Source organism: Prauserella sp. PE36, assembly GCF_003311655.1.
Lineage (GTDB): Bacteria > Actinomycetota > Actinomycetes > Mycobacteriales > Pseudonocardiaceae > Prauserella_A > Prauserella_A endophytica.
Map to the genome: position 1 here is coordinate 147,540 of NZ_QEQT01000111.1, position 24,986 is coordinate 172,525.

The 24,986-nt window shown below is 70.2% G+C and carries 21 protein-coding genes; 11 read left to right on the plus strand and 10 right to left on the minus strand.

All coding sequences use genetic code 11. From position 1 onward, the window contains the following. Window positions 1-38: 38 nt before the first annotated feature. Window positions 39-983 (plus strand): NAD(P)-dependent oxidoreductase, encoded by a 945-nt coding sequence (locus DI005_RS37415; RefSeq protein WP_112264429.1) that lies wholly within the window; start codon window positions 39-41, stop codon window positions 981-983. Then, window positions 984-3,260, plus strand: a complete 2,277-nt coding sequence (locus DI005_RS37420; protein ID WP_112264428.1) for a glycosyltransferase family 2 protein — start codon at window positions 984-986, stop codon at window positions 3,258-3,260. A gap of 88 nt (window positions 3,261-3,348) precedes the next feature. On the opposite strand, the gene DI005_RS37425 is transcribed toward DI005_RS37420, so the two are convergent. After that, window positions 3,349-3,849, minus strand: a complete 501-nt coding sequence (locus tag DI005_RS37425) for a GtrA family protein (RefSeq protein WP_112264427.1) — start codon at window positions 3,847-3,849, stop codon at window positions 3,349-3,351. A 159-nt stretch (window positions 3,850-4,008) separates the two neighbouring features. On the opposite strand from DI005_RS37425, the gene DI005_RS37430 reads away from it, so the two are divergent. Beyond that, window positions 4,009-5,163, plus strand: coding sequence for an NAD-dependent epimerase/dehydratase family protein (locus DI005_RS37430; RefSeq protein ID WP_112264426.1), 1,155 nt, complete (start codon window positions 4,009-4,011; stop codon window positions 5,161-5,163). 74 nt (window positions 5,164-5,237) lie between these two features. Here DI005_RS37430 and sepH read toward each other — a convergent pair whose 3' ends face one another. The 7 genes from sepH to DI005_RS37465 form a co-directional block, all read right to left on the minus strand. After that, window positions 5,238-6,095 (minus strand): septation protein SepH, encoded by an 858-nt coding sequence (gene sepH, locus DI005_RS37435; protein ID WP_112264425.1) that lies wholly within the window; start codon window positions 6,093-6,095, stop codon window positions 5,238-5,240. 197 nt (window positions 6,096-6,292) lie between these two features. Beyond that, on the minus strand, window positions 6,293-7,423 hold the full coding sequence (gene serC, locus DI005_RS37440) for a phosphoserine transaminase (protein WP_113645146.1): 1,131 nt from the start codon (window positions 7,421-7,423) through the stop codon (window positions 6,293-6,295). 12 nt (window positions 7,424-7,435) lie between these two features. Beyond that, on the minus strand, window positions 7,436-8,785 hold the full coding sequence (locus tag DI005_RS37445) for a serine hydrolase (protein WP_112264706.1): 1,350 nt from the start codon (window positions 8,783-8,785) through the stop codon (window positions 7,436-7,438). Between the two features lie 88 nt (window positions 8,786-8,873). Beyond that, complete coding sequence (locus tag DI005_RS37450; protein WP_112264423.1) at window positions 8,874-9,494, minus strand: response regulator transcription factor; 621 nt, start codon at window positions 9,492-9,494, stop codon at window positions 8,874-8,876. After that, a complete protein-coding gene (locus DI005_RS38815) occupies window positions 9,491-10,684 on the minus strand; it encodes a sensor histidine kinase (RefSeq protein ID WP_233520451.1) in 1,194 nt (397 codons plus the stop codon). The genes DI005_RS37450 and DI005_RS38815 overlap by 4 nt, the downstream gene beginning before the upstream one ends. Next, window positions 10,663-11,475, minus strand: coding sequence for an ABC transporter permease (locus DI005_RS37460; protein ID WP_113645147.1), 813 nt, complete (start codon window positions 11,473-11,475; stop codon window positions 10,663-10,665). Before DI005_RS37460 ends, DI005_RS38815 begins: the two co-directional genes overlap by 22 nt. Continuing rightward, window positions 11,472-12,320 carry an ABC transporter ATP-binding protein gene (locus DI005_RS37465; RefSeq protein WP_113645148.1) on the minus strand — a complete coding sequence of 283 codons (849 nt, stop codon included), beginning with the start codon at window positions 12,318-12,320 and terminating at the stop codon, window positions 11,472-11,474. Before DI005_RS37465 ends, DI005_RS37460 begins: the two co-directional genes overlap by 4 nt. A gap of 114 nt (window positions 12,321-12,434) precedes the next feature. Here DI005_RS37465 and DI005_RS37470 point away from each other — a divergent pair, with 114 nt between their 5' ends. The 3 genes from DI005_RS37470 to DI005_RS37480 are packed head-to-tail and all read left to right on the plus strand — an operon-like array spanning window position 12,435 to window position 16,270. Further along, window positions 12,435-13,901 carry an MFS transporter gene (locus DI005_RS37470; protein ID WP_113645149.1) on the plus strand — a complete coding sequence of 489 codons (1,467 nt, stop codon included), beginning with the start codon at window positions 12,435-12,437 and terminating at the stop codon, window positions 13,899-13,901. A gap of 21 nt (window positions 13,902-13,922) precedes the next feature. Then, complete coding sequence (locus tag DI005_RS37475; protein WP_233520452.1) at window positions 13,923-15,632, plus strand: SDR family oxidoreductase; 1,710 nt, start codon at window positions 13,923-13,925, stop codon at window positions 15,630-15,632. A gap of 20 nt (window positions 15,633-15,652) precedes the next feature. Beyond that, complete coding sequence (locus DI005_RS37480; protein WP_112264702.1) at window positions 15,653-16,270, plus strand: TetR/AcrR family transcriptional regulator; 618 nt, start codon at window positions 15,653-15,655, stop codon at window positions 16,268-16,270. 207 nt (window positions 16,271-16,477) lie between these two features. Here the strand turns inward: DI005_RS37480 and DI005_RS37485 are convergent, their stop codons facing one another. Then, a complete protein-coding gene (locus tag DI005_RS37485) occupies window positions 16,478-16,969 on the minus strand; it encodes a hypothetical protein (protein ID WP_112264419.1) in 492 nt (163 codons plus the stop codon). 197 nt (window positions 16,970-17,166) lie between these two features. Then, complete coding sequence (locus DI005_RS37490; RefSeq protein WP_113645151.1) at window positions 17,167-18,318, minus strand: citrate synthase 2; 1,152 nt, start codon at window positions 18,316-18,318, stop codon at window positions 17,167-17,169. Window positions 18,319-18,799: 481 nt separating this feature from the next. Here DI005_RS37490 and pdxH point away from each other — a divergent pair, with 481 nt between their 5' ends. The 5 genes from pdxH to DI005_RS37515 all read left to right on the plus strand — a co-directional run bounded on the left by pdxH (window position 18,800) and on the right by DI005_RS37515 (window position 24,958). Then, a complete protein-coding gene (pdxH, locus tag DI005_RS37495; protein ID WP_112264417.1) occupies window positions 18,800-19,492 on the plus strand; it encodes a pyridoxamine 5'-phosphate oxidase in 693 nt (230 codons plus the stop codon). Window positions 19,493-19,738: 246 nt separating this feature from the next. Next, a complete protein-coding gene (locus DI005_RS37500) occupies window positions 19,739-21,034 on the plus strand; it encodes an MFS transporter (RefSeq protein WP_233520453.1) in 1,296 nt (431 codons plus the stop codon). A gap of 57 nt (window positions 21,035-21,091) precedes the next feature. After that, window positions 21,092-22,474, plus strand: coding sequence for an APC family permease (locus DI005_RS37505; RefSeq protein ID WP_112264415.1), 1,383 nt, complete (start codon window positions 21,092-21,094; stop codon window positions 22,472-22,474). A 297-nt stretch (window positions 22,475-22,771) separates the two neighbouring features. Beyond that, window positions 22,772-23,740: an aldose 1-epimerase family protein gene (locus DI005_RS37510; protein WP_113645200.1), complete on the plus strand. Its 969-nt coding sequence runs from the start codon at window positions 22,772-22,774 to the stop codon at window positions 23,738-23,740. Between the two features lie 6 nt (window positions 23,741-23,746). Further along, window positions 23,747-24,958, plus strand: coding sequence for an amidohydrolase (locus DI005_RS37515; RefSeq protein WP_112264414.1), 1,212 nt, complete (start codon window positions 23,747-23,749; stop codon window positions 24,956-24,958). The last annotated feature ends 28 nt before the right edge of the window (window positions 24,959-24,986 follow it).

Genomic DNA, 24,986 nt, shown 5'->3' on the forward strand with positions numbered 1-24,986 from the left:
TGAAAGGCTCCATTCGGGCGACAGGTAGTTTGGCGGCCATGGCTTCGTCGATCACACCAGACGTGTGCAATGTCGTGGTTACGGGCGGTAGCGGCTTCATCGGGCGCGCTCTGGTGGCGGCGTTTCGCCAGCGCGGTGCCCGCGTCACGGTCGTCGACCGTCAACCGGGGACCGTCGAGGACGAGGGCGTCACGCACATCCAGGGCGATCTCGCAGACCCCGCCATCCGGGAGCGGGCCATCCTGCCAGGCACGGACGGCATCGTCCACCTCGCGGCCATCACCTCGGTGCTGAAGTCCAGGGAGATGCCCGCCAAGACGTACTCGGAGAACGTCGCGATCACCCACGAGCTGCTCGAGCTCGCGCGGATGCACGGCGTCCCGAAGTTCATCCTGGCCTCCACGAACGCCGTGGTCGGCGACGTGGGCACCAGCACGATCACCGAGGACCTCGCGCTTGCCCCGCTCACCCCGTACGGCGCCACCAAGGCGGCCTGCGAGATGCTCATGTCGGGTTACGCGGGCGCCTACGGCATGACCACGTGCGCGCTGCGCTTCACCAACGTCTACGGGCCCGGGATGTCACACAAGGACAGCTTCGTGCCGCGCCTCATGCGGGCCGCGCTGACCGAATCGGGTGTGAAGGTCTACGGCACCGGTGAGCAGCGGCGCGACCTGGTGTTCCTCGACGACGTCGTGCGCGGCATCCTGCTCGCCTTCGACTCCGGTCACGTCGGCAGGGCGATCGTCGGCGCGGGCCGGTCCGTGTCCGTGCTCGACCTCATCGAGACGGTTCGGGAGGTCACCGGCTGCCCGATCCCGGTCGAGCACGTGCCGGCGCCGGGCGGGGAGATGCCCGCCGTGGTCGTCGACATCTCGCGCAGCGCCGACACCATCGGCTACACGCCCGCCTACGACCTCAAGGCCGGCCTGGCTGCCACCTGGCAGTACTTCCTCGACCACGACAGGCAGAAAGTGCGCTGAGTGACCGGGTTCCTGCGCCGCCACTGGCTTCTGCTCCTCCTGCTCGCGGGCGGCATCACCCTCCGTGTGCTGACGTGGCTCGCGTACCAGCCCGCGCTGCTCTACATAGACACGTTCCGCTACCTCGACAACCTCGAGGCGCTGCGGCCGACCGATCTGAACCCGCTCGGCTACACGGTGGTCCTCAAGGGGCTGCTGTCGCTCGGCGGGTTCGGGTTCGTCGCGGCCGTGCAGCACGTCGTGGGTGTGCTCATCGCGCTGGCGCTGTACTCGCTCACCCGCCGCTACACCTCCCGCACGTGGCTCGCCGCGATCGTGGCGGCGCCGGTGCTCCTGGACGCCTACCAGCTCCAGATCGAAGAGAACGTCATGTCGGAGGTGTGGTTCCAGGCCCTCCTCGTCGGCGCGCTCTGGGTGTTGCTCTCGCGCGGCGAGCCGAGGTGGTGGCGGGTGGCGCTGGCCGGCGTGCTGGTCGCCGCCGCGGTGCTCACGCGGACCATCGGCATCACGGTCGTGTTGCCGATGGCGCTGTACCTGGTGCTGGCTGGTGGCGCGTGGCGTAGCCGCGCGGGCTGGAAACGCATCGGCGTCCGGACCCTCGCGGGCGCGCTCGGGTTCCTGATCCCGCTGGTCGCGTACGCCGCGTACTTCAATTCGCAGGCCGGCCGGTGGGGTCTGACCGGGGCGCAGGGCAACGTCCTCTACGGGCGCACCGCGGCGATCGCCGACTGCAGTGAGCTGCCCACCGGTGACGCGGGTCTGTTGATCTTCTGTCCTCCCGAGCCGCTGGACGAGCGGCTCAGCATCGACTACTACACGCATTTCCGGTACGGGGACCCGAACTGGCCCTACGTGCCGCTGCCCGACGACCGCACCAAAGAGGAGCTGGCCGACGAGTTCGCGTGGACGGTCATCCGGAATCAACCTGTCGATTTCGTGACGGCTATCCTTCATGACTTCTCGAAGAACTTCGCGCCGGTCAAGACGACGGCCCCCAACGACGTGCCAGTCGAGCGCTGGCAATTCCAGACAATCTACCCGTATCACGACATTGGGGCAGAAAGCGTGCAAATCTACAACGCGACGACGCTTGCCTACGACGGCGTGCTGCCGAGCGTGAACGTCGAGCTCGCCGCCTTCCTCCGGGACTACCAGCTGGGCGGCGGCTACACGTGGGGCCCCGTACTGGCCCTCGCCGGGGTGCTGGGCCTGCTCGGCGCGCTCGGCGTCGGCAAGGCCCGCAGGTCGGGCCTGCGCGCCGCGGCGTTCCTCGCCACCGGCAGCGGGCTCATCGTCCTGCTCGGCTCCGCCGCGTTCGAGTTCTCGTGGCGTTACCAGCTGCCGGCGCTGGTGCTGCTGCCCCTCGGCGGCGCGCTCGGCCTCGCCGCGATGTTCGGGCTCGCCAAGCGTGATCCGGGTTCCGGGGGCCGCAGGCCGAAAATGGCCGACTACCCCGACGAGGTCGACGACGGCGCCGTCGCCGACTTCCGGGCCCGGTACGGCGAGGCGCCGCTGACCCCGCTCGTCGTGGTGATCGCCGCCTACAACGAGGCCAAGGGCATCGGGCCGGTGCTGCGGAACATGCCGACGCACTGCGGCGACCTCTCGGTCTCCACGCTGGTCGTGGTGGACGGCGCGACCGACAACACCGCCGAGGTGGCCGAGGACAACGGCGCGTACGTGTGCGTCGCCCCGCGCAACCGCGGCCAGGGTGGCGCGCTGCGGCTCGGCTACCACCTCGCCGCCGAGTACGGCGCCAAGTACATCGTCACCACCGACGCCGACGGTCAGTACGACAACGCCGAGATGCCGATGCTCGTCAAGCCGCTGCTCGACGGCAGCGCCGACTTCGTGACGGGCTCCCGCAGGCTCGGCACGGGACAGTACGACAGCAAGGTCCGCTGGCTCGGCGTTCGCGTTTTCGCCGTTCTCGCCTCAATTCTGACAATGCGGAAGATAACGGACACTTCCTTTGGGTTCCGTGCGATGACCGCGGAATTGGCCACTGCGGTAACACTGCGTGAACCGCAGTATCAGTCGTCCGAGTTGTTGCTCGGCGTGATGGCCAGGGGCGCGCGCGTGCTCGAGGTGCCGATGACGATGCACCTGCGCAACAACGGCCAGAGCAAGAAGGGCCGCAGCCTCAAGTACGGCGCCAACTACGCCAGGGTGATGACCGGGACGTGGCTGCGGGAGTACGTGCTGAGGGGCGGCAAGCGGCGAGCCGCGGCGCCCCGGCCGGTGCGGACGGCCACGGACGCACGCGAAACCGCCTGAGCGTCCCGCTCGCAGACGTAACAAGAAGAACGGCCCCCAGGCTCCGGATTGGAGCCTGGGGCCGTTCTCGTTGAACTGAGGCGCTTTTTTACTGCGACGCGGTCGCTGGGACATTGCCGCGGTGGTAGACGAGCCGGTCGAGCAGCGCGAACTTGAACGCGAAGACGATCGCGTAGCTGCTCAGGTAGGCGACGTCGAGCACGACGATGCGGGTGAAGCCGGAGATCTCGAGCGGTTCGGTGATCATGCCGGCGATCGTGGTGAGGCCGACCGAGGCGACCGCGCCGAGGCCGATCACGACCAGGTAGGGCAGCAGTTCCCGCTTGAAGTCGGGCTTGCCCTTGCGTCCCCAGGCCCAGCGCCGTGCGACGAACCAGTTGGGGATCGCGCCCGCCACGAAGGCGACCGCGCTCGCGGCCGTCGGGCTCGCGCCCCACCACAGCAGTCCGATCAGGGTGACTTGGCTGGCCGCGGTGGCCAGCACGGAGCTGGCACCCGCCCTGACCAGGCGAGCGAAGAACCGCGGCTGGCCAGCGTGCGGCTGCGGCGGCTTGGGCGCGGTTGCGGTTACGGTGCTCACACACCCCATTGTGCCAACCGCCTTTCGGGTGGTGGCAACAGCGTCCTTATTCTTACCGCGGGTTGATGTCAGCCCGTTATTAAGACAAGGTGGACCGGACAAGAGACCGGGGGTGCCGGAGATCAAATCCGGTACACGGTCAGGTAACGATCTGGAGGAAGTCGAGTCGTGCGAGTCCTCGTTCTCGGTGGTGACGGATATCTGGGGTGGCCGACGGCGCTTCACCTCTCGGACCGTGGCCATGAGGTTGCTGTGGCCGATAACTTCGCCCGCAGGAAGTATGATGAAGAGCTGGGCTCCCAGAGCCTGGTAGCCATCGAGGACCTGAGCGTCCGTGTGGCGGCGTGGAAGGAAGTTTCCGGCAAGGAGATGCCCATGTACGTGGGTGACCTTGTCGACGCGGACTTCGTGTACCAGATGGTCCGCGAGTTCCAGCCGGACGCGATCGTCCACTTTGCCGAGCAGCGGGCGGCACCGTACTCGATGATCGACCGTGAGCACGCGGTCTACACGCAGTACAACAACGTTGTCGGCAACCTCAACGTCATGTACGCCATCGCCGAGATCAACCCCGAGATCCACCTGGTGAAGCTCGGGACGATGGGTGAGTACGGCACGCCGAACATCGACATCGAAGAGGGTTGGATCGAGATCGAGCACAACGGTCGCAAGGACCGGATGCTCTACCCGAAGAAGCCGGGCTCGTTCTACCACCTGTCCAAGGTGCACGACTCGCACAACATCGAGTTCGGCTGCCGGATCTGGGGTATGCGCGCCACCGACCTCAACCAGGGCGTGGTGTACGGGCAGCAGACCGAGCAGACGGTCCGCGACCCGCGCCTGGCGACCCGCCTCGACTACGACGCCGTGTTCGGCACCGTGCTGAACCGCTTCGTGATCCAGGCCGTGCTCGGCCAGCCGCTCACCGTGTACGGCAAGGGCGGCCAGACGCGCGGCATGCTGGACATCCGCGACACCGTCGAGTGCCTGCGCCTCGCGGTTGAGAACCCGGCCGACCGCGGTGAGTTCCGCGTGTTCAACCAGATGACCGAGAGCTTCTCGGTCAAGGGGGTCGCCGAGCTGGTGGCCGAGACCTTCCCCGGTCCGGTTCAGATCGACTACCTGGAGAACCCCCGCTGGGAGCTGGCGGAGCACTACTACAACGTCAAGCACACCGGTCTGATCGAGCTCGGCCTCAAGCCGCACCTGCTCTCCGACACGCTCATCGAGTCGCTGTTCCCCATCGTCGAGGAGAACAAGCACCGGGTGAACATGGAGAACATGCTGCCCAAGGTCAAGTGGGCCAGCCCGAAGAACAGCTGATCGCCTGAAGCTCCCCAAGGCCACCTTTGTCGCGTTCAGCGCGACAAAGGTGGCCTTGGGTGCTTTTGGCGTCGTTACCCCCGCTGGCTGCGGACGCCGAGCAGGACGTCCTCCCACGCAGGCACCGCGGGGTGGTTCTTCTTCCGCTTCGGCTTCGCCGGGCGGGCCTGCGGCTCGGGTTCCGGCAGCAGCGCGTCCGGGTCCTCGGCCGCGACGCGCGGCATCTCCGTGGTGTCGTCGTCGCTCGGCTCCGGGATCGGCGCCTCGATGACCTTCGCCCCCGCGTCCGCCCGGTAGTCGAGCGTGGGCTGCTCGTCGTCGTCCGGCCGGTCCACGGCCCTCGGCACGCGGTAGGAGTTCGGGTCCAGCAGTGCCTCGGCGAGCTCGTCGATCGCGGTCACCGTGCCGCCGTGCGCGCCGGGGGAGAACGCCCAGTGCGCCCGGTTCTCCGACCGGCCCGCCATCCACTGCAGCCCGACGACCCACCTGCCGTCCTCGCCGCGCCACGAGTCCCACGTCGCCTGTGAGTAGTCCTGCCCGCGCACGCCGAAGGAGTACGCGACGACCTCGCCGAGCGTCTGCACGTCGGGGCCGTCCTCGCGCACGGGGTGTGCCTGCTGAGCGAGTTCGGCGGTGCGGGATCGCTCCAGCAGCACCGGGTAGGCGAAGCGCTCGACGCGCTGGAGCGGCACTCCGGCGGTGCTGGCGACCTGCTCCACCGACTCGCCCGCCCTGATCCGGGCCTGAATTTCGCGTGGTCGCATGTGGCTCTCCAGCTCGATCTCGATCTGGCCGAGGCGGGTGATGTCGCCGCGGGCGGCCGCGCGCAGCCGTTCGTCCGCAGGCAGCAGGAAACGCTCGCGGCGTGCCGGGTCTTCGCACACGATGGACTTACCGTCCTCGTGTAGCCCCACCACCCGTAGCGTTCGCATTCCCGCCTCCCATAGCGCGTTCACCGTGATAGGTGTCCACGGTAGAACGGCGCGTCGCCTTGACCGGCGAGGCGCGCCGAGTCCCGCGCACATCCATCTCAGTGATTTCCGGCCCGGCGAAAGGCCCACAGACGCAGTGAAGGCCACCTTCACTGCGTTGACCGCAGGGATGGTGGCCTTCACTGCAAGGGGATCGCCTACTTGGCGAGCTGCTCGACGACCCAGTCGACGCACTTGGTCAGCGCGGTGATGTCGTCCGGCTCGATGGCGGGGAACATGCCGACGCGCAGCTGGTTGCGGCCGAGCTTCCGGTACGGCTCAACGTCCACGATCCCGTTGGCGCGCAACGTCTTCGCCACGAGGGCCGCGTCGATGTCGTCGGAGAAGTCGACGGTGCCGACGACCTGCGAGCGAAGCGAGGGGTCGCTCACGAACGGCGTCGTGTAGCTCGTCTTCTCGGCCCACTCGTACAGGCGGCCGGAGGATTCCCTTGTGCGCGAGGTGGTCCAGTCGAGTCCGCCGTTCGCCAGCATCCACTCGATCTGGTCGACGAGCAGGAACAGCGTCGCCACGGCGGGCGTGTTGTACGTCTGGTCCTTGCGCGAGTTGTCCAGCGCGGTGGGCAGCGAAAGGAACTCCGGCACCCAGCGGTCGGAGGAGCCGATCTCGCCGACGCGCTCGATCGCGGCGGGGGACATCAGCGCGATCCACAGCCCGCCGTCCGAGGCGAACGACTTCTGCGGCGCGAAGTAGTAGACGTCGAAGTCCTCGGCCTTCACCGGCAGGCCGCCCGCGCCCGACGTCGCGTCGATCGCGACGAGCGCGCCCTCGCTACCCTCTGGCCGCCGCACCGGAACGGCCACACCCGTCGAGGTCTCGTTGTGCGCCCAGCCGACGAGGTCGGCGCCCTGCTGGTAGGCGATCTCGGGCGCGCTGCCTGGCTCGCCCTTGACGACGATCGACTCGCCGAGGAACGGCGCCTTGTTCGTCACGGTCGCGAACTTCGAAGAGAACTCACCGTAGGTGAAGTGCTGTGCCCGCTCGCGCACCAGACCGAAGGCGGCCGCGTCCCAGAACGCCGTCGTGCCACCGTTGCCGAGCACCACCTCGTAGCCCTCGGGCAGGCCGAACAGGTCGGTCAGGCCGGCGCGCACTCTGCCGACGAGGGACTTGACCGGCTTCTGCCGATGGGAGGTGCCGAGGACGTTCGCACCCTCTTTGGCGAGGCTTGCGAGCTGCTCCTGGCGAACCTTGGACGGTCCGCACCCGAACCGGCCGTCGGAGGGCTTGAGCTCTGCGGGAAGGGTCAACTCAGCGGCTTCGGTCATGCCCGTAGTCTTTCACGCCCGCCAGCCGGCCTCGTCCACGCCGCCGGGCACCGGTGCCGATGGGTCGTATGGGGTGCGCGTGAACACGAACGTCGCCAGGTCGAGGTGGGTCGGCGTGCCGTCGGAGGCCCTGCCGACCGTGAGGGTCTCGCCCGCGTAGTAGCCGTCGAGGCCGAGCCAGCGGTCCTCACCGAGCGGCCGGAACCGCGAGGCGCGGCCCGCGCCGGTCGCCGGTACCAGGTCGAGCCAGCCGTTGCCCAGCACACGCAAGTGGTACGGCGCCGGGCCCCAGTGCCAGAGCCCGGTGAGCGGCAGCAGCGAGCGGTCGATGTCGGCGGGCTTCCACTCGGCGGGCAACGGCGGCTCGTAGTCGTCGGCGATCGAGATGAGGTCGGTGACGAGGGAGAGGATGCCGACGCCCGCGGTGGTGTTGGCGAAGGCGACCGCGCCGGTCTGGGTCGCCGGGTCGATCAGCGTGCACGCCAGGAAGCCGGGCATCGAACCGGTGTGCCCGGCCAGCCGCTTGCCGTTCACGCGGACGAGCTGGAGGCCGAGTCCGTAGCCCGCGTTCCACACGTCGCCGTCGTCGACCGTCGCCACCTCGCGCATCTCGGCCACGGTGTCCTGGCTCAGCACGTCGCCGGTGCGTCCGCCGACGAACGCCGTGAAGCTCGCGAGGTCGTCGAGACACGACCACAGCTGTCCCGCCGGCGCCATGGCCCCGGCGTCGTACGCGGGCTCGGGCAGCACGACGTCGGCGAAGGGGTGTACCGCGCAGCCCTCCGCGTGCCTGCCGCTGGGGGCCGCCGTCGTGTTGGTCATGCCGAGCGGTTCGAGCACCTCGGCGCGTAGCGCGTCGAGCCAGCTCGTGCCGCGCAGCCTGGCGACCAGCTCGCCGAGCGTGCCGTACCCGACGTTGGAGTAGTGGAATCGGCGGCCGGGCCGGTGTTTGACCTCCTCCGCGGTGAGGCTCGCGCTCAGGTCGGTCCACGTGCCGCCGGGCGAGCGCTCCCACCACGCGCCGGGCGACTCGGAGGTGAGTCCGCTGGTGTGCGAGAGCAGCTGGGCGATGGTCGACCCGCCGAAGCTTGTGCCGGGCACGTGCTTGTCGAGCGGGTCGGCGAGGTCGAGCCTGCCCTCGTCGCGCAGCCGGAGCACCACGGTGGCGACGAGCGACTTGGTGATCGAGCCGATGCGGTACTGCGTCGCGTTGTCGGGCGGCGTTCCGTCGACGGCGCCACGCGCGCCCGACCACACGATCTCGCCGTCCCGGACCACCGCGGCGGCCAGCGACGGTGCGCGGCCGCTCACCTGCTCGGTCGCGATCCGGCGGAGGAGGACGAGTTCGGTGGTAGGGAGCATGGCGGCCATGTTAGCCAGCCCGCAGTGAAGGCCACCTTCACTGCGTTCAACGCAGTGAAGGTGGCCTTCACTGCGGTTGGGTGGGCGGCTAGGTGAGCAGGCCCCGTTCCATCGCGGTGGTCACCGCGGCGGTCCGGTCGGACACGTCGAGCTTGTTGAACACCCGCAGCAGATGCGTCTTCACGGTGGCCTCGCTGATGTGCAGCGCCCTGCCGATGTCGGCGTTGGTGCCGCCCTTCGCGACCAGTCGCAGCACCTCCCGCTCACGCGGGGACAGGGGCTGGGCGGCGGGAGCGCGCACCTGGTTCATCAGCCGTCCCGCCACCGACGGCGCCAGCACGGTCTCGCCTCGCGCCGCCGCCCTTACCGCCTCCGCGAGCTCGGTGCGCGAGGCGTCCTTGAGCAGGTAGCCCGCCGCCCCGGCCTCCACGGCACGCAGGATGTCGGCGTCGGTCTCGTAGGTCGTGAGCACCACGATCCGTCGCCCCGGCGTGGTCGCGAGGATCGCCCTGATCGCGCCGACCCCGTCGAGCCCCGGCATGCGCAGGTCCATGAGGATCACGTCGGGTTCCTTGACGCGGTCGAGCGCGACGGCCTCGTCGCCGGAGCTCGCCTCGCCCACCACGGTGAGATCGGCCTCCGCCTCCAGCATCCCGCGCAGGCCCTCACGGACCACCGGGTGGTCGTCCACCAGCACGATCCGGATCACGCGGGTACCTCCAGCTCCACCGTGGTCCCCTCCCCGCGTCCGGTGTGGATGCTCAGGGTGCCGCCCGCGTCCTCTGCCCGCGCCCGCATGCCGCGCAGCCCGAAGCCCTCGGCCGCTCCCTGCCGGAACCCCGCGCCGTCGTCGGTGACCGCCAGCCGGACACCAGAGTCCGTAGTGGACAAACGAACCGTCACCGCCGTGGCGTCCGCGTGCTTGCGCACGTTCGCGAGCGCCTCCTGTGTCGCGCGCAGGAGCACCACCTCTACGGCGGTGACCAGGCGAGGCAGCGGTTCGATCTCACATGCCGTGCCCATGCCGGTCTCCTCGCCGAAACGCTCCACCTGGCGGCGGACGGCGTCGGTGAGCGAACCGGCATGCAGGGCCGACGGGGTGAGCGCCGTGACCATCGCGCGGGCCTCGGCGAGGTTCTCCCTCGCCGTCGTGGTGGCCAGTTCGAGGTGCCTGCGCGCGGCGGGCGGGTCGGTGTCCAGTTCGGACTCGGCGGCCTGGGTGAGCGCGACGATGCTGGTGAACCCCTGCGCGAGCGTGTCGTGGATCTCCCTGGCCAGCCGGTCGCGTTCGGCCGAGGTGCCCGCCTCGTGCGAGAGCCGGGCCACCTCGGCGCGGCTTGCCTCGAGCGAGGCGATCAGCTGCGCCTGCCGCTCGTTCTGCTCTCCCAGCTTGGTGATGATGTAGCCGAGCAGCAGGCCCATCACGCAGAACACCGCCGCCGACGGGCCGAGCTCACGCACCACCGTGCCGAAGGAGTCGTCGCTGAGCAGCCCGTCGCGCGCCACGGGCGCGAAGCTGAACGCCACCACGGCCGGCGCCGCGAAGCGCGGCGGCAGCAGCCAGAACGTCTGCGAGATCACGGCTGGCGTCACCCAGGCCGCGTCGCCGACGAACGCGATGGCCCCGAGGAACAGCACGAGCTCACCGGCGAGCCAGCGCAGCGCGACACCGGCGGGCAGCTCGGGATGGCCGTCGTGGTGCGGCCGGTGCCCGAGGTACCAGGCACCCAGCGCGACGAGCAGCGCGGTCGACGCCGCCTTGGCCCACGTGGGGTCGTCGCGCTGCACCCACACGGTGACGATCGCGCCGGTGTAGACCAGGAGGTAGAACAGCTCCCAGTACCGCAGCATCCCGCGGGTGACCAGCGCCTCGAAGCCTACTCGCGGCGGTTGGTCCACCGGAACACCAGCCGGCACAGCAGCAGCCCCGCCACGCACCAGGCGCCCAGCACCAGCGCCGTCAGTCCGAGTTCCCATTGCCCCGCAATCTCGTATCGGGCCGCCTCGTCCGGCAGGAACACCGAGCGCAGGCCCTGGCACATCCACTTGACCGGGAAGAACGACGACACGCTCACCATAGCCGCGGGCAGGGCCGACACGGGCGTGATGAAAACGCCCGAGATGAACTGCAGCGCGAGGTAGACGATGTTCATCCCGGCGGCGGCGCCGTTCACCGAGCGAGCCAGCGAGCTGGCCGCCACGCCCAGCGCGGCGCAGCCGGTGACCCCGAGCACGAAGATCCACGCGAAGGTCAGCCACTTCCCCGGCGCCGTGGGCAGCGTGAGGTCGAACAACCACACGGCTATCGCCAGCATGAGGGCCGCCTGCGCGAGGCTCGACACCGCGACCAGGACCATCTTGCCGAGGAAGTACGACAGCGCGGGCATCGGCGTGCCGCGCAGGCGTTTCAGCGTGCCGTCCTCGCGGTCGAGCGCGACACCGATGCCCATGCTCACGAACGACGTGGAGATGATCCCCGCGCCGATCATGCCCGCGGCGAAGAGCTGGCTCGCTGGCAGACCGGTCTCGGGGTAGACGTCCCCGAACACCGACCCGAGCAGCACCAGCAGCAGCACGGGCAGCGAGAACGTGAAGACCACGGTCTCCTTCTGCCGGAAGAACTGCCTGAGCTCCACGGCGCCTCGCGCGAGCCCGATGGCGAGGGCGCCGCGAGCGGTCACCGCGGTCATGAGCGCTCCCCGATCAGCTCCAGGTAGGTGTCCTCCAGGCTCGGCCGCGTGATCGTCAGCCCGGCGAGCTCCCCACCCCCAGCGGAGAGCTCGTTGACGAGCGTGGTCGGCCGCTGTGTGCGCCGTTCGTGCACGCCCTCGGCGTCGGTCCAGCGGACGACGGCCTCCGCCTCGGCCCTCCCGCCGAGCGTGGCCGGAGTGCCCTCGGCTACCACGCGCCCGCCCGCGAGCACCGCGACGCGGTCGGCGAGCGCCTCGGCCTCGTCGAGGTAGTGCGTGGTGAGCAGGATCGTGGTGCCGTCGGCGGCGAGCCGCTCGATCAGTGCCCAGAACCGGCGCCGGACCTCGGGGTCGAAGCCGGTGGTCGGTTCGTCGAGGAACAGCAACTCCGGCCTGCCGATGATGCCGAGCGCCACGTCAAGCCTGCGGCGCTGACCGCCGGACAGCGTGCGGATGCGCGAGCCCGCCTTCTCCTCCAGTCCGACGAGGTGCACGACTTCGCCGGGGTCGCGCGGGTGCGGGTAGTACCCGGCGAAGTGCCGCAGGCTCTCCGCGACGGTCAGCTCGGCCGCGTCGGAGGCTGTCTGCAGCACGATGCCGATCCGCGTCCGCCACGCCCCTCCCGCGCGGCCGGGATCCTCGCCGAGCACACGGACCTCCCCGCTGGTCCTCCTTCGATGCCCCTCGAGGATCTCCACCGTGGTGGTCTTGCCCGCGCCGTTGGGGCCGAGCAGGGCGAAGATCTCGCCCCGCCTGATGTCGAGGTCGATCCCCGCCACGGCGCTCACGCCGGCGTAGTCCTTGCGCAGCCCGTGCACCTCAACCGCGTTCACGTTCTCGATCATCGCCGCTTCCGCTGGGACGGCGGGACGACCGGGCGGTGGAACCGGGTGTCCGTCGAAAGGATGACGCCACGCGTCGGGTCCGTTTCTACGCTCCCTGTCGGGAAGGGGGGTCTGATGGTGGCGACCGAGGCCGCGAAGCGGCGCAGGGGACAGAACGAGCTCGCGGCGGCGCTCGCGCGTGGGCCGGTGGAGGTGCTCGACTTCTTCCTGCCGCTGTGGGCCGGCAGCGCGCTCGGGGCGACGCCGGCGCAGGTCGGTGCGCTGACCGCGCTCGAGACGCTCGTGTCGCTCCTGGTGCGGCCGGTCTCGGGGGTGCTGGCCGACCGGTTCGACCGCGGCAGGCTCGCCGCGCTCGGTGCCGTCCTCTATGGACTGTCGTTCGCCGGGTACGCGGTGACGCCGGGAATCGGCCCGGCGTTCGGGGCGGCCGTGCTCGGTGGCGCGGGCGGAGCGCTGTTCTGGGTCGCGTTGCGAGCGCGGGTCGGCGAGGGCCTCGCCGACGACAGCGGGGTGTTCAGCAAGCTGTTCGCCGCGGAGGGCGCCGGTACGTGGATCGCGTTCGTCGTCGCGATGACGCTCGTGTCGCGCATCGACTACCGGGGTGTGTTCTGGCTCGGCGCGGCCGCTTGCGCTGTGGCCGCCGCGGTGCTGCTGGTGCCGTCGGGGCGGCGCCCGGCAGCCGGCGAGCGGGCGCCGAAGCTCACCGAGCTCGGCAGGCGCATGCGGCCGGTACTCGGGCTCGTGGCGCTGACGGCGCTGGCCGAGGCGGGCGTGGCGTTGCTGTTGTTGCTGCACCTGCAGCGCGGGCATCAGCTGGAACTGGGGGAGATCGCGGCGGTGTTCCTGCCGGGGTTCATCGTCTACAGCACGCTGCCCGACTACCTGCACCGCATCGTGCGCCGGATGGGCCGGACACGGGTGCTGTCGGTGGCTCTCGTGTGCAGCGCGGCGTTCGCGGCGGGGTTGTCGTTCGCGCCGAACCCGTTCGTGCTCGCGGGGATGTGGGTGCTTTCGGCCGTGGCGTTCGCGGCGGCGATCCCGGTGCAGCAGTCGATAGTGGCCGAGGCGGCGGGAGTGAGCCTCGGGCGCGGGATGGGCATCTACGAGAGCGCGACGCTGCTGGGTGCGACCGTCGGCACGTTCACGGCGGGGCTGCTGTACTCGGCGGGCAGCGGGTGGCAGATCGCCTGCATCGGCGCGGGGGCGCTGCTGCTGGCGGGCGCGGCGCTGGTGCGGCCCGCGGTGCGTGCGCTCGGGGTGGTGGAGTACCCGGCCGAGCCGGAACCGGAGCCAGAGCCGGAGCCGGAACCGGAGCCCGAGGAATCCAAGGAGTCCAAGGGCTCCGGCCTGCGCAACTGGTACGTGCACGTCGGTGTGTTCGTGCTCGCGCAGACGGTGTTTGCCTTGCTCGGCTACGGCTGGCCGGTCGAGGCGGTGTTCGGCGGGCCGCACGACGTCAACTGGTTCGTGAACTCCACCGGGCACTGGCTGCGCGACGTGAGCCGGATCTGGTGCTACGTCTTCCTCGCCGACACGGTGTGGACCTGGGGCAGCGTGCTGTGGAGGCGGCATCGCTATTGACAAATTGTCTACCATGACGAGATGTCTCATCAGTGGGTGACGGCCGGTGACGGTGTCCGCCTCTCCGTGCGCAGCAGCGGCAGGGCGGACGCGCCCACGCTCGTCTGCGTGCATGGCTACCCCGACGACTCGGCGCTCTGGGACGACGTCGCGGCGCGCCTCGGCGAGCGGTTCCGCGTGGTCACCTATGACGTGCGGGGTGCGGGCGCCTCGGACAAACCGGCCGACCGCGCCGCCTACCGGCTCGACCGGCTCGCCGCCGACCTCACGGCCGTCGTCGACGCGGTGCGGCCGGAAGGGAAGGTCCACCTGCTTGCCCACGACTGGGGCTCGATCCAGACCTGGCACGCCGTCACCGGCGGGTGGCTGGACGGACGCGTCGCGTCCTACACCTCGATCTCCGGGCCCAGCCTCGACCATGCCTCCCACTGGCTGCGCGCACAGCTGTGCAAGCCCACGCCGCGCCGCCTGCGTAACGCGCTGCGTCAGCTCCTGCACTCCACCTACATCGCGTTCTTCCAGCTGCCCCGCATTCCCGAGCTGGTCTGGCGCACCGGCCTGCTGCCCCGGGTCCTGCGCAGGCTCGAACCGGGCGTCGGCAGGCCGAACGCCTCCGACGGCCGGTACGGCCTCGAGCTGTACCGCGCCAACATGCTCACCCGCCTGGGCACGCCGACGCGCCCGCACACCGACGTGCCGGTGCAGGTGCTCGCACCGACGGGCGACGCCTATGTCACGGCACCGCTGCAGACCGAGCTCGCCGACTGGGTGCCCGACCTGCGCGTCCGGCACGTCGCGGGCAGGCACTGGCTGCCGAGGCAGCGGCCCGGTGTAGTCGCCGACGCCGTCGCCGAGCTGGTGGACCACGTCGAGGGCGGGCCGGAGGCGAGGGGGCTGCGCCGCGCGCGCGTGAACCCGCCGTCGCCCCAGCGGTTCCCCGGCAGTCTCGTGGTGGTGACCGGTGGCGGCAGCGGCATCGGGCAGGCCACGGCGCTCGCGTTCGCGGAGGAGGGCGCGGACGTGGTGGTCGCCGACATCGACGGTCAGGCCGCCGCCCGAACGGCGGAGCTGGTGAGGGCCACGGGCTCGGCCGCCGCGGAGTACACAGTGGACGTCAGTGACGGCGCGGCCGTCGACGCGTTCGCCGCCGCCGTGCGGGCCGAGCACGGGGTGCCCGACATCGTCGTGAACAACGCCGGGATCGGAGTGGCGGGCACCTTCGCCGACACCAGCGCCGCCGACTGGGAGCGCGTGATCGACGTGAACCTGTGGGGCGTGATCCACGGCTGCCGCGCGTTCGTGCCGATGCTCACCGAGCGCGCCGAGGGCGGGCACATCGTCAACCTCGCGTCGATGGCGGCGTACGTGCCGAACAAGGTGCTGCCCGCGTACTCCACGACGAAGGCCGCGGTGCTGATGCTGAGCGAGTGCCTGCGCGCCGAGCTCGCGAGCCACCGCGTCGGCGTCACCGCGGTGTGCCCCGGCATCGTGCGCACCCCGATCGCCGAGCGCACCGTGTTCGCCGGGGCGAGCGAGCAGGAACAAGCACAGCGAAGGCGTAACGGCGCCAAGCTGTTCGCCCGGCGCGGTTTCGGGCCGGAGCGCGTGGCCGCCGACATCCTGCGCGCCGTCGAGCGGGACGTCGCGCTCGCACCGTCCACTCCGGAGGCTTCGGTGACGCTGGCGCTGTCCCGCCTCACTCCCGGCCTGCTGCGGGCGATCGCGCGGTGACCGAGCGCAAGCCGCGCCGGATGACCCGCGAGGCGCGCAGGGACGACCTCATCGCCGCGGCGCTGGAGCTGTTCAGCACGCGCGCGCCCGAGGACGTCTCCGTCGAGGACGTCACCACGCGGGCCGACGTGTCGCGGGCGCTGTTCTACCGGTACTTCCCGAGTGTGCGTGAGCTGCAGGTCGCCGCTTTGCGGTCGGTGGTGGACGGGCTGCTCGCCCGCCTCGCCGCGCGCGCCGAGGGCACGCCGCACGAGCGGCTCCGAGCGGCCGTGCGCGCGCTCGCCGAGGTCGCCGCCGAACACCGGGCCGGCTACGTCGCGCTCGTCCGCAGCGGCTCCGCGATCGCGACACCGGAGACCAACGCGATCGTCGACGAGGTCAGGGAGGCCGCCGTGCGGGTGATCCTGGCCGACGCGGGGATCACCGACCCGTCACCGATGCTGCTGACCACGCTGCGCTGCTGGACCGTGGTGGTCGAAGGAGCGCTGCTCACGTGGCTGCGAGAAGGCGGCCTCGAGCAAGGGAAACTCGACGGCTGGCTCGTCGATCAGCTCGTCGCCATGATCGGCGCCACCGAACGACACGATCCGGACACCGCTGTTTCGTCGGCTCTTCATCCGGCGCGACGGCGTCCTTGACATTGTCGACATTGTCGCCGGCCCTGCTCGGAGAAGGCGGGCCAGGTCCGCACCGACGACGCGACGCTGGAGACCATCGCTGGCGACGCGGCGCGCAGGCTCGGCGAGGCGGGCGGCGCCGTGCACGTCCGGGCCCGGCGCCCGGACTCTGACCTGCAGGGACAGTCAGCTCGACGCGGTGCTGGGCGACTTTCCGGAAGTTCGCCATCACCGTCCGGCCGGAACCGGATCGGCGGTAGTAGCGCGCCCGGCCCGCGCGCGGAACCCGTGCACGGCGACCGTGACCGTCGCCGCGAGGAACACGACCTGCATCAGCGTGCGCGGCAGCAGCGTGTCGTCCCATGGCAGGTCCGTGCCGTTCAGCGCGAGGTTGACATTGGCGGGGAACATCACGACCAGCAGTGTGGATAGCCCTGCTGCCGCCCAGTGTGCGAGTGGCCGGTAGAGCATCGCGAGCGCGCCCGCGAGCTCCAGCACGCCGGTGACCGTCACGAGCAGGCCTGGCGCCGGGAGGGCGTCCGGGACCATCGCGATCAGCTCCTCGCGCATGCCCACGAAATGCGCGATGCCGGTGAGCAGGAACATCGCGGCGATGCCGCCGCGCAGGCCCACGGGCAGCGGCCGCAGCCGGGGTACCCACAGCCTGCCCACAACGAGGACGCCCGAGGTGACGACGACAAGTGCGATCAAGGGTTCCATGGCGCGCTCCAATCTTTACGGTGACTAGATAAGTATGCGCGCCAGATTTAGGCAGTGACAAGTTTGGCTGAGTGAGTTCTCAGCGCAGCGCTTCGCAGGGCGCCCGTTCGCGCACACGGGCACGAACGAGAATCGGTTTCGAGCGCCGACATGCGGCGCCTCGGGCTCGGGACGGCTGGCCTGCCCCCGTCAACGACTCACGAACGACTCGCGAGTGCGTCCCACCCCTCGACCTCGGAGGGCTTGCGCGGGGCGGGGCCGACGTACTTGGCCGATGGTCGCACGAGCCTGCCGGTGCGCTTCTGCTCAAGGATGTGCGCGGCCCAGCCCGCCGTGCGGGCCGAGGTGAACATCGCGGGCATCATGTGCGGCGGCACCTGCGCGAAGTCCAGGATCACGGCTGCCCAGAACTCCACATTGGTCTCGATCGCCCGGTCGGGACGCCGCTCGCGCAGCTCGGCGAGCGCGGCCCCCTCCAGCGCCGCCGCCGCGTCGTACCGGCTCGCGCCCAGCTCGCGGCAGGTGCGGCGCAGCACGCGGGCGCGCGGGTCCTCCGCGCGGTACACGCGGTGACCGAAGCCCATGAGCCGCTCCTTGCGGTCGAGCAGGCCCTTCACGTACGCGCGCGCGTCGCCGGTCCGCTCGACCTCCTCGATCATCGGCAGCACCCGCGCGGGCGCGCCTCCGTGCAGCGGGCCGGACATCGCGCCGACCGCCCCCGAGAGCGACGCCGCTACGTCGGCGCCCGTCGAGGCGATCACGCGGGCGGTGAACGTGGAGGCGTTGAGCCCGTGCTCGGCGGCCGAAACCCAGTAGGCGTCCACGGCCTTGACGTGCGCCGGGTCCGGCTCGCCACGCCAGCGGACCATGAACCGCTCGGTGATGGTCTTCGCCTCGTCGACCCTCGACTCCGGCACCGCGGGCACGCCGACGCCGCGCGCCGACTGCGCGACATAGGACAGCGCCATCACCGAGGCGCGGGCGAGCTGCTCGCGCGCGGTCTCGTCGGAGATGTCCAGCAGCGGCTGGTACCCCCAGATCGGGGCGAGCATCGCGAGCGCGGCCTGCACGTCGACGCGGACGTCACCGGTGTGTACGGGGATCGGGAACGGCTCCGCGGGCGCCAGCCCGTTGCGGAAGTGGCCGTCCACGAGCAGCCCCCACACGTCGCCGAAGCTCACCTTGCCCGCGAGCTCCTCGATGTCGACACCGCGGTAGCGCAGGGCGCCGCCGTCGCGGTCGGGCTCGGCGATCTCCGTGCGGAAGGCGACCACGCCCTCCAGACCGGGGCGGAAACCGTCGTCGGGCTGTTCGGAGGGGGTCTGGGCCTTGCTGATCGTCGATGTCACCGGAATGGACCTTTCCAAGCGCGTTCCCCGACAGGTCTCAACCCGTACGAGGCCCACGCACGGGTGCCTCCTCGCACGGTGTTGGGGCAACTTTCCTCCTGTTAACCGCCGGTATCAATCGAAAGATGCGGTGGTTTCGGTCACGATTACGAGAACGATTCAGCGAGACGGCCGTCCCTCGCGTAAATCCTTTGTTTCCGGTGGCCGGGCCCGCGTGTTCCCGGTGATCCACATCCGTCCCCGCGGCTGAGCCCTCAGGAGCGCACCGGGCTGCTGGCTGGTGACCACGCCCGCGCCCGGCGCCGTCGCCGCGGCGGCCGAACTGGCGGTCGCCACGCGGCGCCACACAGGATGGGTGCCCGGGTGTCACGATCCAGTGGCGGCCGTCACCGATCAGACGGTTTCGCCCCGTTCACGGAACCCCTAACGTCGGCTGAATCAGGCGGGGTGAGGCCCCACAAGGGCGCGCGGAGGTTGCGGCATGCCGGAACTCGACAAACTGGACAACGAGGTAGCGGGCAGCGCGGACGTCACCGTCCGGCTGCCCGGCATGAGGGTCGCCTACAACGGCGAGGCGTTCGACGAGTCCTCGCTCGCCGAGACCTGGACCGAGCAGCTGCAGAGGTGGCTGGACCAGGCCGTTTCCGCCGGGCTGCCCGAGCCCAACGCCATGGTGCTCGCCACGGCGGACGCCCAGGGGCTGCCGTCCTCGCGCACGGTCCTGTGCAAGGGCCTCGACGAGCGCGGCGTCGTCTTCTACACCAACTACACCTCGGCCAAGAGCCACGACCTCACGGTCACGCGCTACGCCTCGGTGACCTTCCCGTGGTACACGCTGCACCGGCAGGTCACCGTGCGCGGCGAGGTCGAGAAGGTCGACCTGGCCGAGGTCGCCGAGTACTGGGCCTCCCGGCCGAGGGGTTCGCAGCTCGGCGCGTGGGCCTCCCCGCAGTCGCGGGTGGTCGACGGCCGCCGCGCGCTGGACAACGCGCTGAGCGCCATCGAGCGCCGGTTCGAGGGCGTCGACGAGGTGCCCGTGCCGCCGCACTGGGGCGGCTGGCGGATCCGCCCCGACACGGTCGAGTTCTGGCAGGGCAGGCAGGACCGCCTACACGACCGGCTCCGCTACGTGCGCACCGAGGACGGCTGGCGGATCGACCGCGTCGCGCCGTAGGCGCCGTCTCCGCCCCAACGCAGTGACGAACTGCAGGGAAGAACTGCAGTGAAGGCCACCATGCCTGCGCCCACCCGTCTCCCGCCACCGCCCAAACGGAGACGCTTCGCGTCACTGTGCGTGGTTCAACGCAGTGAAGGTGGCCTTCACTGCGGTCGGGCTCGGTGGGGCACAGTCGGGCTCGGTGGGGCTCGACGGTGAAACTCACATGCGCGCAGTTCGTTAGCGCGCCTAAGCTAAATGGTCGTGAGCGACCGAACCGAGGAGGCCCCGTCGAAAGGGCGCAGGCTCCTCGGTTCGATCGTCGTCGACGGCCGCCCGCTGCGGATCGCCGGCTTCCGCAGGCTGTGGGTCAGCTCGATGGTCACCGCCATCGGCAGCCAGCTCACCGCGGTCGCCGTGCCGAAGCAGGTCTTCGACATCACGGGCTCGTCGGCCTACGTCGGGCTGACCGGCGCCTTCGGACTCGTGCCCCTGCTCGTCTTCGGGCTGTGGGGCGGCGCGATCGCCGACACCGTCGACCGCCGCAAGCTGCTGATCGTCTCCAACACCGGCATCGCCGTCACCGCGGCTGTGTTGTGGGCGCAGGCGTTCCTCGAGTTGAACTCCGTGTGGCTCGTGCTCGGTCTGCTGGCGGTGAACCAGGCGTTCTACGCGGTCAACATGCCCACCCGCAACGCCGTGGTCGCCAGGCTCGTGCCCGAGCACCTGCTGCCATCGGCGGCGGCCCTCACCGGCACGATGAACACCTTCGGCGCCGTTTTCGGCCCCCTCGCCGCCGGCGCGCTCATGCCAGTGGTCGGATTGTCCACTTTGTACCTAGTGGACACCGTCGCACTCGTGGTGGTGCTCTGGGCGGTGTGGCGGCTGCCGCCGTTGCCCCCGTTGTCCGGGCAGGTGCGCAGGGCCGGGCTGCGCGACATCGTCGACGGCTTCCGCTACATGGGCGCGCAGAAGGTGCTGCTGGCGTCGTTCGTCGTGGACATCGTCGCGATGGTCGCCGGGATGCCGCGCGCGTTGTTCCCCGAGATGGCCGAGCGCACGTTCGGCGACCCGCCGGGCGGCGGGCTCGCTCTGGGCTGGCTGTACGCCGCGATCCCGTTGGGCGCCATGCTGATCACGCTCACGTCGGGCTGGGTGAGCCGCGTGCGCAGGCAGGGTGTCGCGGTCGTGGTGGCGATCTGCGTCTGGGGCGCGGCGGTGGCCGGGTTCGGGCTGGCGCCGTCGCTGTGGCTCGCGGTGGTGTTCCTCGCGATCGCGGGAGCCGCGGACATGGTGAGTGCGATCTACCGCATGGCGATCCTGCAGTCCGCCGCGACGGACGAGATGCGCGGCCGCACGCAGGGGGCGTTCACCGTCGTCGTCGCGGGCGGGCCGCGTATCGCCGACCTCGCGCACGGCTGGGTCGCGGCGGGCACGGGCACCGCGGTCGCCGCCACGGGCGGGGGCCTGCTCGTGATCGTCCTCGTCGTCGTGGCGACCCTGCTGCTGCCCGCGTTCTGGTACTACCGGGCGGCTGGAGCCGAGGGGGAGAAGTCTTAACACAACGCTAGGCATGGTGGTGTTTCCGTCACCGACGTGATGCGGCACACTCGCCGCATGGCGGATGCGACAACGACGACACCCGACACCTCGGGCAGCGGGCAGCCTGCGCTGCGCAGGGTCATGGGCTCGAAGCTTCTCCTTTTCTTCGTGGTCGGTGACATCATCGGCACGGGGGTGTACGCGCTCACGGGCCAGGTGGCCGGGCGCGTCGGCGGCGCGCTGTGGCTGCCGTTCCTGCTGGCGTTCATCGTCGCGTTCATGACCGCCTTCAGCTATCTGGAGCTGGTGGGCAAATACCCGAAGGCGGCCGGGGCCGCGCTGTACGCCAACCGAGCATTCCGCATCCGAATCCTCACGTTCCTCGTGGCGTTCGCGGTGATGTGCTCCGGTATCACGTCGGCGTCGTCGGCGGCCGTCGCGTTCGGCGAGACCTACCTCGCCGAGTTCATCACCTCGCCGATGCCGCTCGTGGCGATCCTGTTCATCCTCATGCTCGCCGCGATCAACTTCCGCGGCGTCAAGGAGTCGGTCACCACCAACGTGGTGCTCACCTGTATCGAGCTGGCCGGCCTGCTGATCATCATCGGCGTCGGTGTGTGGGCCGTGCTGAACGGCGACGGCGAGCCCTCACGGCTGGTCGAGTTCAACACCCAGGACCAGACGTGGCTGGTGGCCATCACGTCGGCCACCTCGCTCGCGTTCTTCGCGATGGTCGGCTTCGAGGACTCGGTCAACATGGCCGAGGAGTGCAAGGACCCGGTGCGGATCTTCCCGAAGGCGATGCTGTGGGGCATGGTCATCGCGGCCACGATCTACATTCTCGTGTCGGTGACGTCGTCGTTGCTGGTGCCGGCGAACGAGTTGGAGGCCGCCGAGAGCAGCGCCCTGCTCAAGGTCATCGACATCGGCGCCCCTGGCATGCCGAGGGAGATCTTCTCCGCGATCGGCCTCTTCGCGGTGATCAACTCCGCGCTGATCAACATGCTCATGGCGAGCAGGCTCATCTACGGCATGGCCAACGAGCGCATCATCCCCAAGCAGCTCGGTACCGTGCACCCGTTCCGCCGCAGCCCGTGGGTGGCGATCCTGTTCACCAGCGCCATCGCGATCGTCCTGGTGTCCACCGTGGACATCAGCGTGCTCGGTGGCACCACGGCGCTGCTGCTGCTCGCCGTGTTCGCCGTCGTCAACATCGCCGTGCTGGTGCTGCGCAAGGAGAAGGTGGAGCACAAGCACTTCAGGGCGCCGACGGTGATTCCGGTGCTGGCGGCGATCTTCTGCATCTACCTGGCGAGCCCGCTGTCCGGCCGTCCCGCGAGGGACTACGTCGTGGCGCTGATCCTGCTCGCCGTCGGACTGGTGCTGTGGGTGGTCAACTGGTTCTTCATGCGTGGTGCGGAGCAGAAGGAACTGGACGAGAAGGCCTTGGCAGAGTAGGCGAGCCAGCTCGGTCGTGAGGCCGGCTGCAGTGAAGGCCACCTTGCCTGCGTTCAACGCAGTGAAGGTGGCCTTCACTGCGTTGAACCGTGGGACCGTCGACAGTGGACGGCCGCGATGGAAATCCGAAACGGCAGGGATTTCGGTGTGGTGGCCGACGGGGTTCTCGATCGCCGGCACCGGGCCCGTCCGCCGCCTCCAGATCTGCCGCAGCACGTCGTGCAGGCGTCCGCCGGGGATGGCGAGCAGCTCGGCCGCGAGCTGTGCCCCGCCGCTTGGGAGGGATACAGTGCGGCCATGGTCAATCCGACTGGGGAACAGTTCGAGCTCATCCGCGGCAACGCGCGCGCCGTCGTCACCGAGATCGGGGCCGGCCTGCGCGCGTTCGAGATCGGCGGCGTGCCGTACCTGGAGCCGTTCGCCGCCGAGGACGAGCCGCCGAAGGGTGCCGGTCAGGTGCTCGTGCCGTGGCCCAACCGCACCAAGGCCGCTCGATGGACCTTCGACGGCGAGCCGCAGGAGCTGGAGGTGACCGAGGCCAAGCGTGGCAACGCCATCCACGGGCTCACGCGGCACAAGGAGTGGGAACTCCTGGAGCACGCCGAGTGCTCGATCACGCTCGCCTGCGACATCGCCGACGAGCCCGGCTGGCCCGTGCCGCTGCGTACCGGCATCGTCTACGAGCTGGCGCCCCGCGAGCTGACCGTCACGCACGAGGTGAGCAACGAGGGGGATCGCGCGATCGGCTTCGGCGTGGGCACGCACCCCTACTTCCGCATCGGCGACGTGCCGACCGACGAGCTGACGCTGACGCTTCCGGCGACGCGCGTGCGGCCATACGCCGAGGAGGAGCAGCTGCCCTACGCCGAGGAACGGGACGTCGAGGGCACCGAGTACGACCTGCGCTCCGGCCGCGTGGTCGGGGAGCTCGACCTCGACACGGCGTTCGGTGGGCTCACGGCGGACGAGGAGGGCAGGCACCACGTGCTGCTCACCCACGGCACCACGACGCTGGACGTGTGGACGGAGGCGGACTTCCGCTGGGTGCAGGTGTTCACGCCCACCGATCTCACCGGGCGGGGCCGGGCCATTGCGATCGAGCCCATGACGTGTCCCGCCGACGCGCTCAACTCGGGCACCGACCTCATCATCCTGGAGCCGGGTGAGAAATGGCAGGGTAGCTGGGGCATTCAGGTCCGGGACAATCAAGTACAACGGGGGGAAGCGCCTCGTTGGGGGCGGTGGCCGGGCGACGGGAGGGGCTGACGAACCATGGCTGAGGCAATCACCGGTGGCTACGTGGTGCCCGTTGATGGTGATCCGATCGACGGCGGCACGGTGCTCATGGACGGTGGCAGGATCGTCGCGGTCGGCTCCGAGGCCGATGTGGACATACCGGACGGCGCGACGCTGATCGACGCGTCCGGCTCGTGGGTCCTGCCCGGCTTCATCGACGCTCACGCGCACCTCGGCGTCCACGAGGAGGGCGAGGGCTGGTCGGGCAACGACACCAACGAGATGACCGATCCGAACGGTGCCCGCTTCCGCGCGATCGACGGCATCGACCCGTACGAGGTCGGCTTCGACGACGCGCTCGCGGGCGGCGTCACGAGCGTGGTGATCAAACCGGGCTCCGGCAACCCCATCGGCGGGCAGACGGTCGGCGTGAAGACGTGGGGCCGCACGGTGCTCGACATGCTCTTCGCCGAGGGCATCAGCGTGAAGAGCGCGCTGGGCGAGAACCCCAAGCGCATCTGGGGTGAGCAGAAGAAGACACCGGCGACCCGGCTCGGCGTCGCGGCGATCCTGCGGGAAGCGTTCACCAAGGCCCGCAACTACGCCGCACAGCGCGACCACGCCCTGAGCGAGGGCAAGCCACACGACGTCGACCTCACACTGGAGACGCTCGCGAAGGTGCTCGACGGCGAGCTGTACTGGGACCAGCACACGCACCGCGCCGACGACATCGTCACCGCCGTGCGGTTGGCCGAGGAGTTCGGCTACAAGCTCGTGGTCAACCACGGCACCGAGGGGCATCTGATCGCCGATTTCCTCGCCGAGCGCGACGTGCCGGTGATCCTCGGTCCGCTGTTCACGTCCCGTTCGAAGGTGGAGGTGCGGCACCGCACGCTGCGCTCGGCGGGCATCCTGGCGCGGGCGGGCGTCAAGATCGCGATCACCACCGACCACCCGGTGATCCCGATCAACTTCCTCGTCTACCAGGCCGCGATCGCGGTGAAGGAGGGGCTCGACCCGGAGACGGCGCTAAGGTCGCTGACGGTCAACCCGGCGTCGATCCTGGGCCTCGACGACCGGATCGGCGCGTTGAAGCCGGGCCTGGACGCCGACGTGGTGATCTGGTCGGGCGACCCGCTGGACGTGATGAACCGGGCGATGCGGGTGTTCGTCCGCGGCCGCGAGGTCTACCACTTCGACGAGGCCACCGGCGAGGGCGTGGTCGCCGACCGCCGCTACCGCGAGTAACCGCCGTAACGTCCCCCAAGGCCACCTT

What these genes read in the sequence shown, in the direction of transcription:
- DI005_RS37415 (WP_112264429.1), top strand. Translation starts at nt 39, where the DNA reads ATGGCTTCGTCGATCACACCAGACGTGTGCAATGTCGTGGTTACGGGC.
- DI005_RS37425 (WP_112264427.1), bottom strand. Translation starts at nt 3,849, where the DNA reads ATGGGGTGTGTGAGCACCGTAACCGCAACCGCGCCCAAGCCGCCGCAG.
- sepH (WP_112264425.1), bottom strand. Translation starts at nt 6,095, where the DNA reads ATGCGAACGCTACGGGTGGTGGGGCTACACGAGGACGGTAAGTCCATC.
- serC (WP_113645146.1), bottom strand. Translation starts at nt 7,423, where the DNA reads ATGACCGAAGCCGCTGAGTTGACCCTTCCCGCAGAGCTCAAGCCCTCC.
- DI005_RS37445 (WP_112264706.1), bottom strand. Translation starts at nt 8,785, where the DNA reads ATGCTCCCTACCACCGAACTCGTCCTCCTCCGCCGGATCGCGACCGAG.
- DI005_RS37460 (WP_113645147.1), bottom strand. Translation starts at nt 11,475, where the DNA reads ATGACCGCGGTGACCGCTCGCGGCGCCCTCGCCATCGGGCTCGCGCGA.
- DI005_RS37465 (WP_113645148.1), bottom strand. Translation starts at nt 12,320, where the DNA reads ATGATCGAGAACGTGAACGCGGTTGAGGTGCACGGGCTGCGCAAGGAC.
- DI005_RS37470 (WP_113645149.1), top strand. Translation starts at nt 12,435, where the DNA reads ATGGTGGCGACCGAGGCCGCGAAGCGGCGCAGGGGACAGAACGAGCTC.
- DI005_RS37475 (WP_233520452.1), top strand. Translation starts at nt 13,923, where the DNA reads ATGTCTCATCAGTGGGTGACGGCCGGTGACGGTGTCCGCCTCTCCGTG.
- DI005_RS37480 (WP_112264702.1), top strand. Translation starts at nt 15,653, where the DNA reads ATGACCCGCGAGGCGCGCAGGGACGACCTCATCGCCGCGGCGCTGGAG.
- DI005_RS37485 (WP_112264419.1), bottom strand. Translation starts at nt 16,969, where the DNA reads ATGGAACCCTTGATCGCACTTGTCGTCGTCACCTCGGGCGTCCTCGTT.
- pdxH (WP_112264417.1), top strand. Translation starts at nt 18,800, where the DNA reads ATGCCGGAACTCGACAAACTGGACAACGAGGTAGCGGGCAGCGCGGAC.
- DI005_RS37505 (WP_112264415.1), top strand. Translation starts at nt 21,092, where the DNA reads ATGGCGGATGCGACAACGACGACACCCGACACCTCGGGCAGCGGGCAG.
- DI005_RS37510 (WP_113645200.1), top strand. Translation starts at nt 22,772, where the DNA reads ATGGTCAATCCGACTGGGGAACAGTTCGAGCTCATCCGCGGCAACGCG.
- DI005_RS37515 (WP_112264414.1), top strand. Translation starts at nt 23,747, where the DNA reads ATGGCTGAGGCAATCACCGGTGGCTACGTGGTGCCCGTTGATGGTGAT.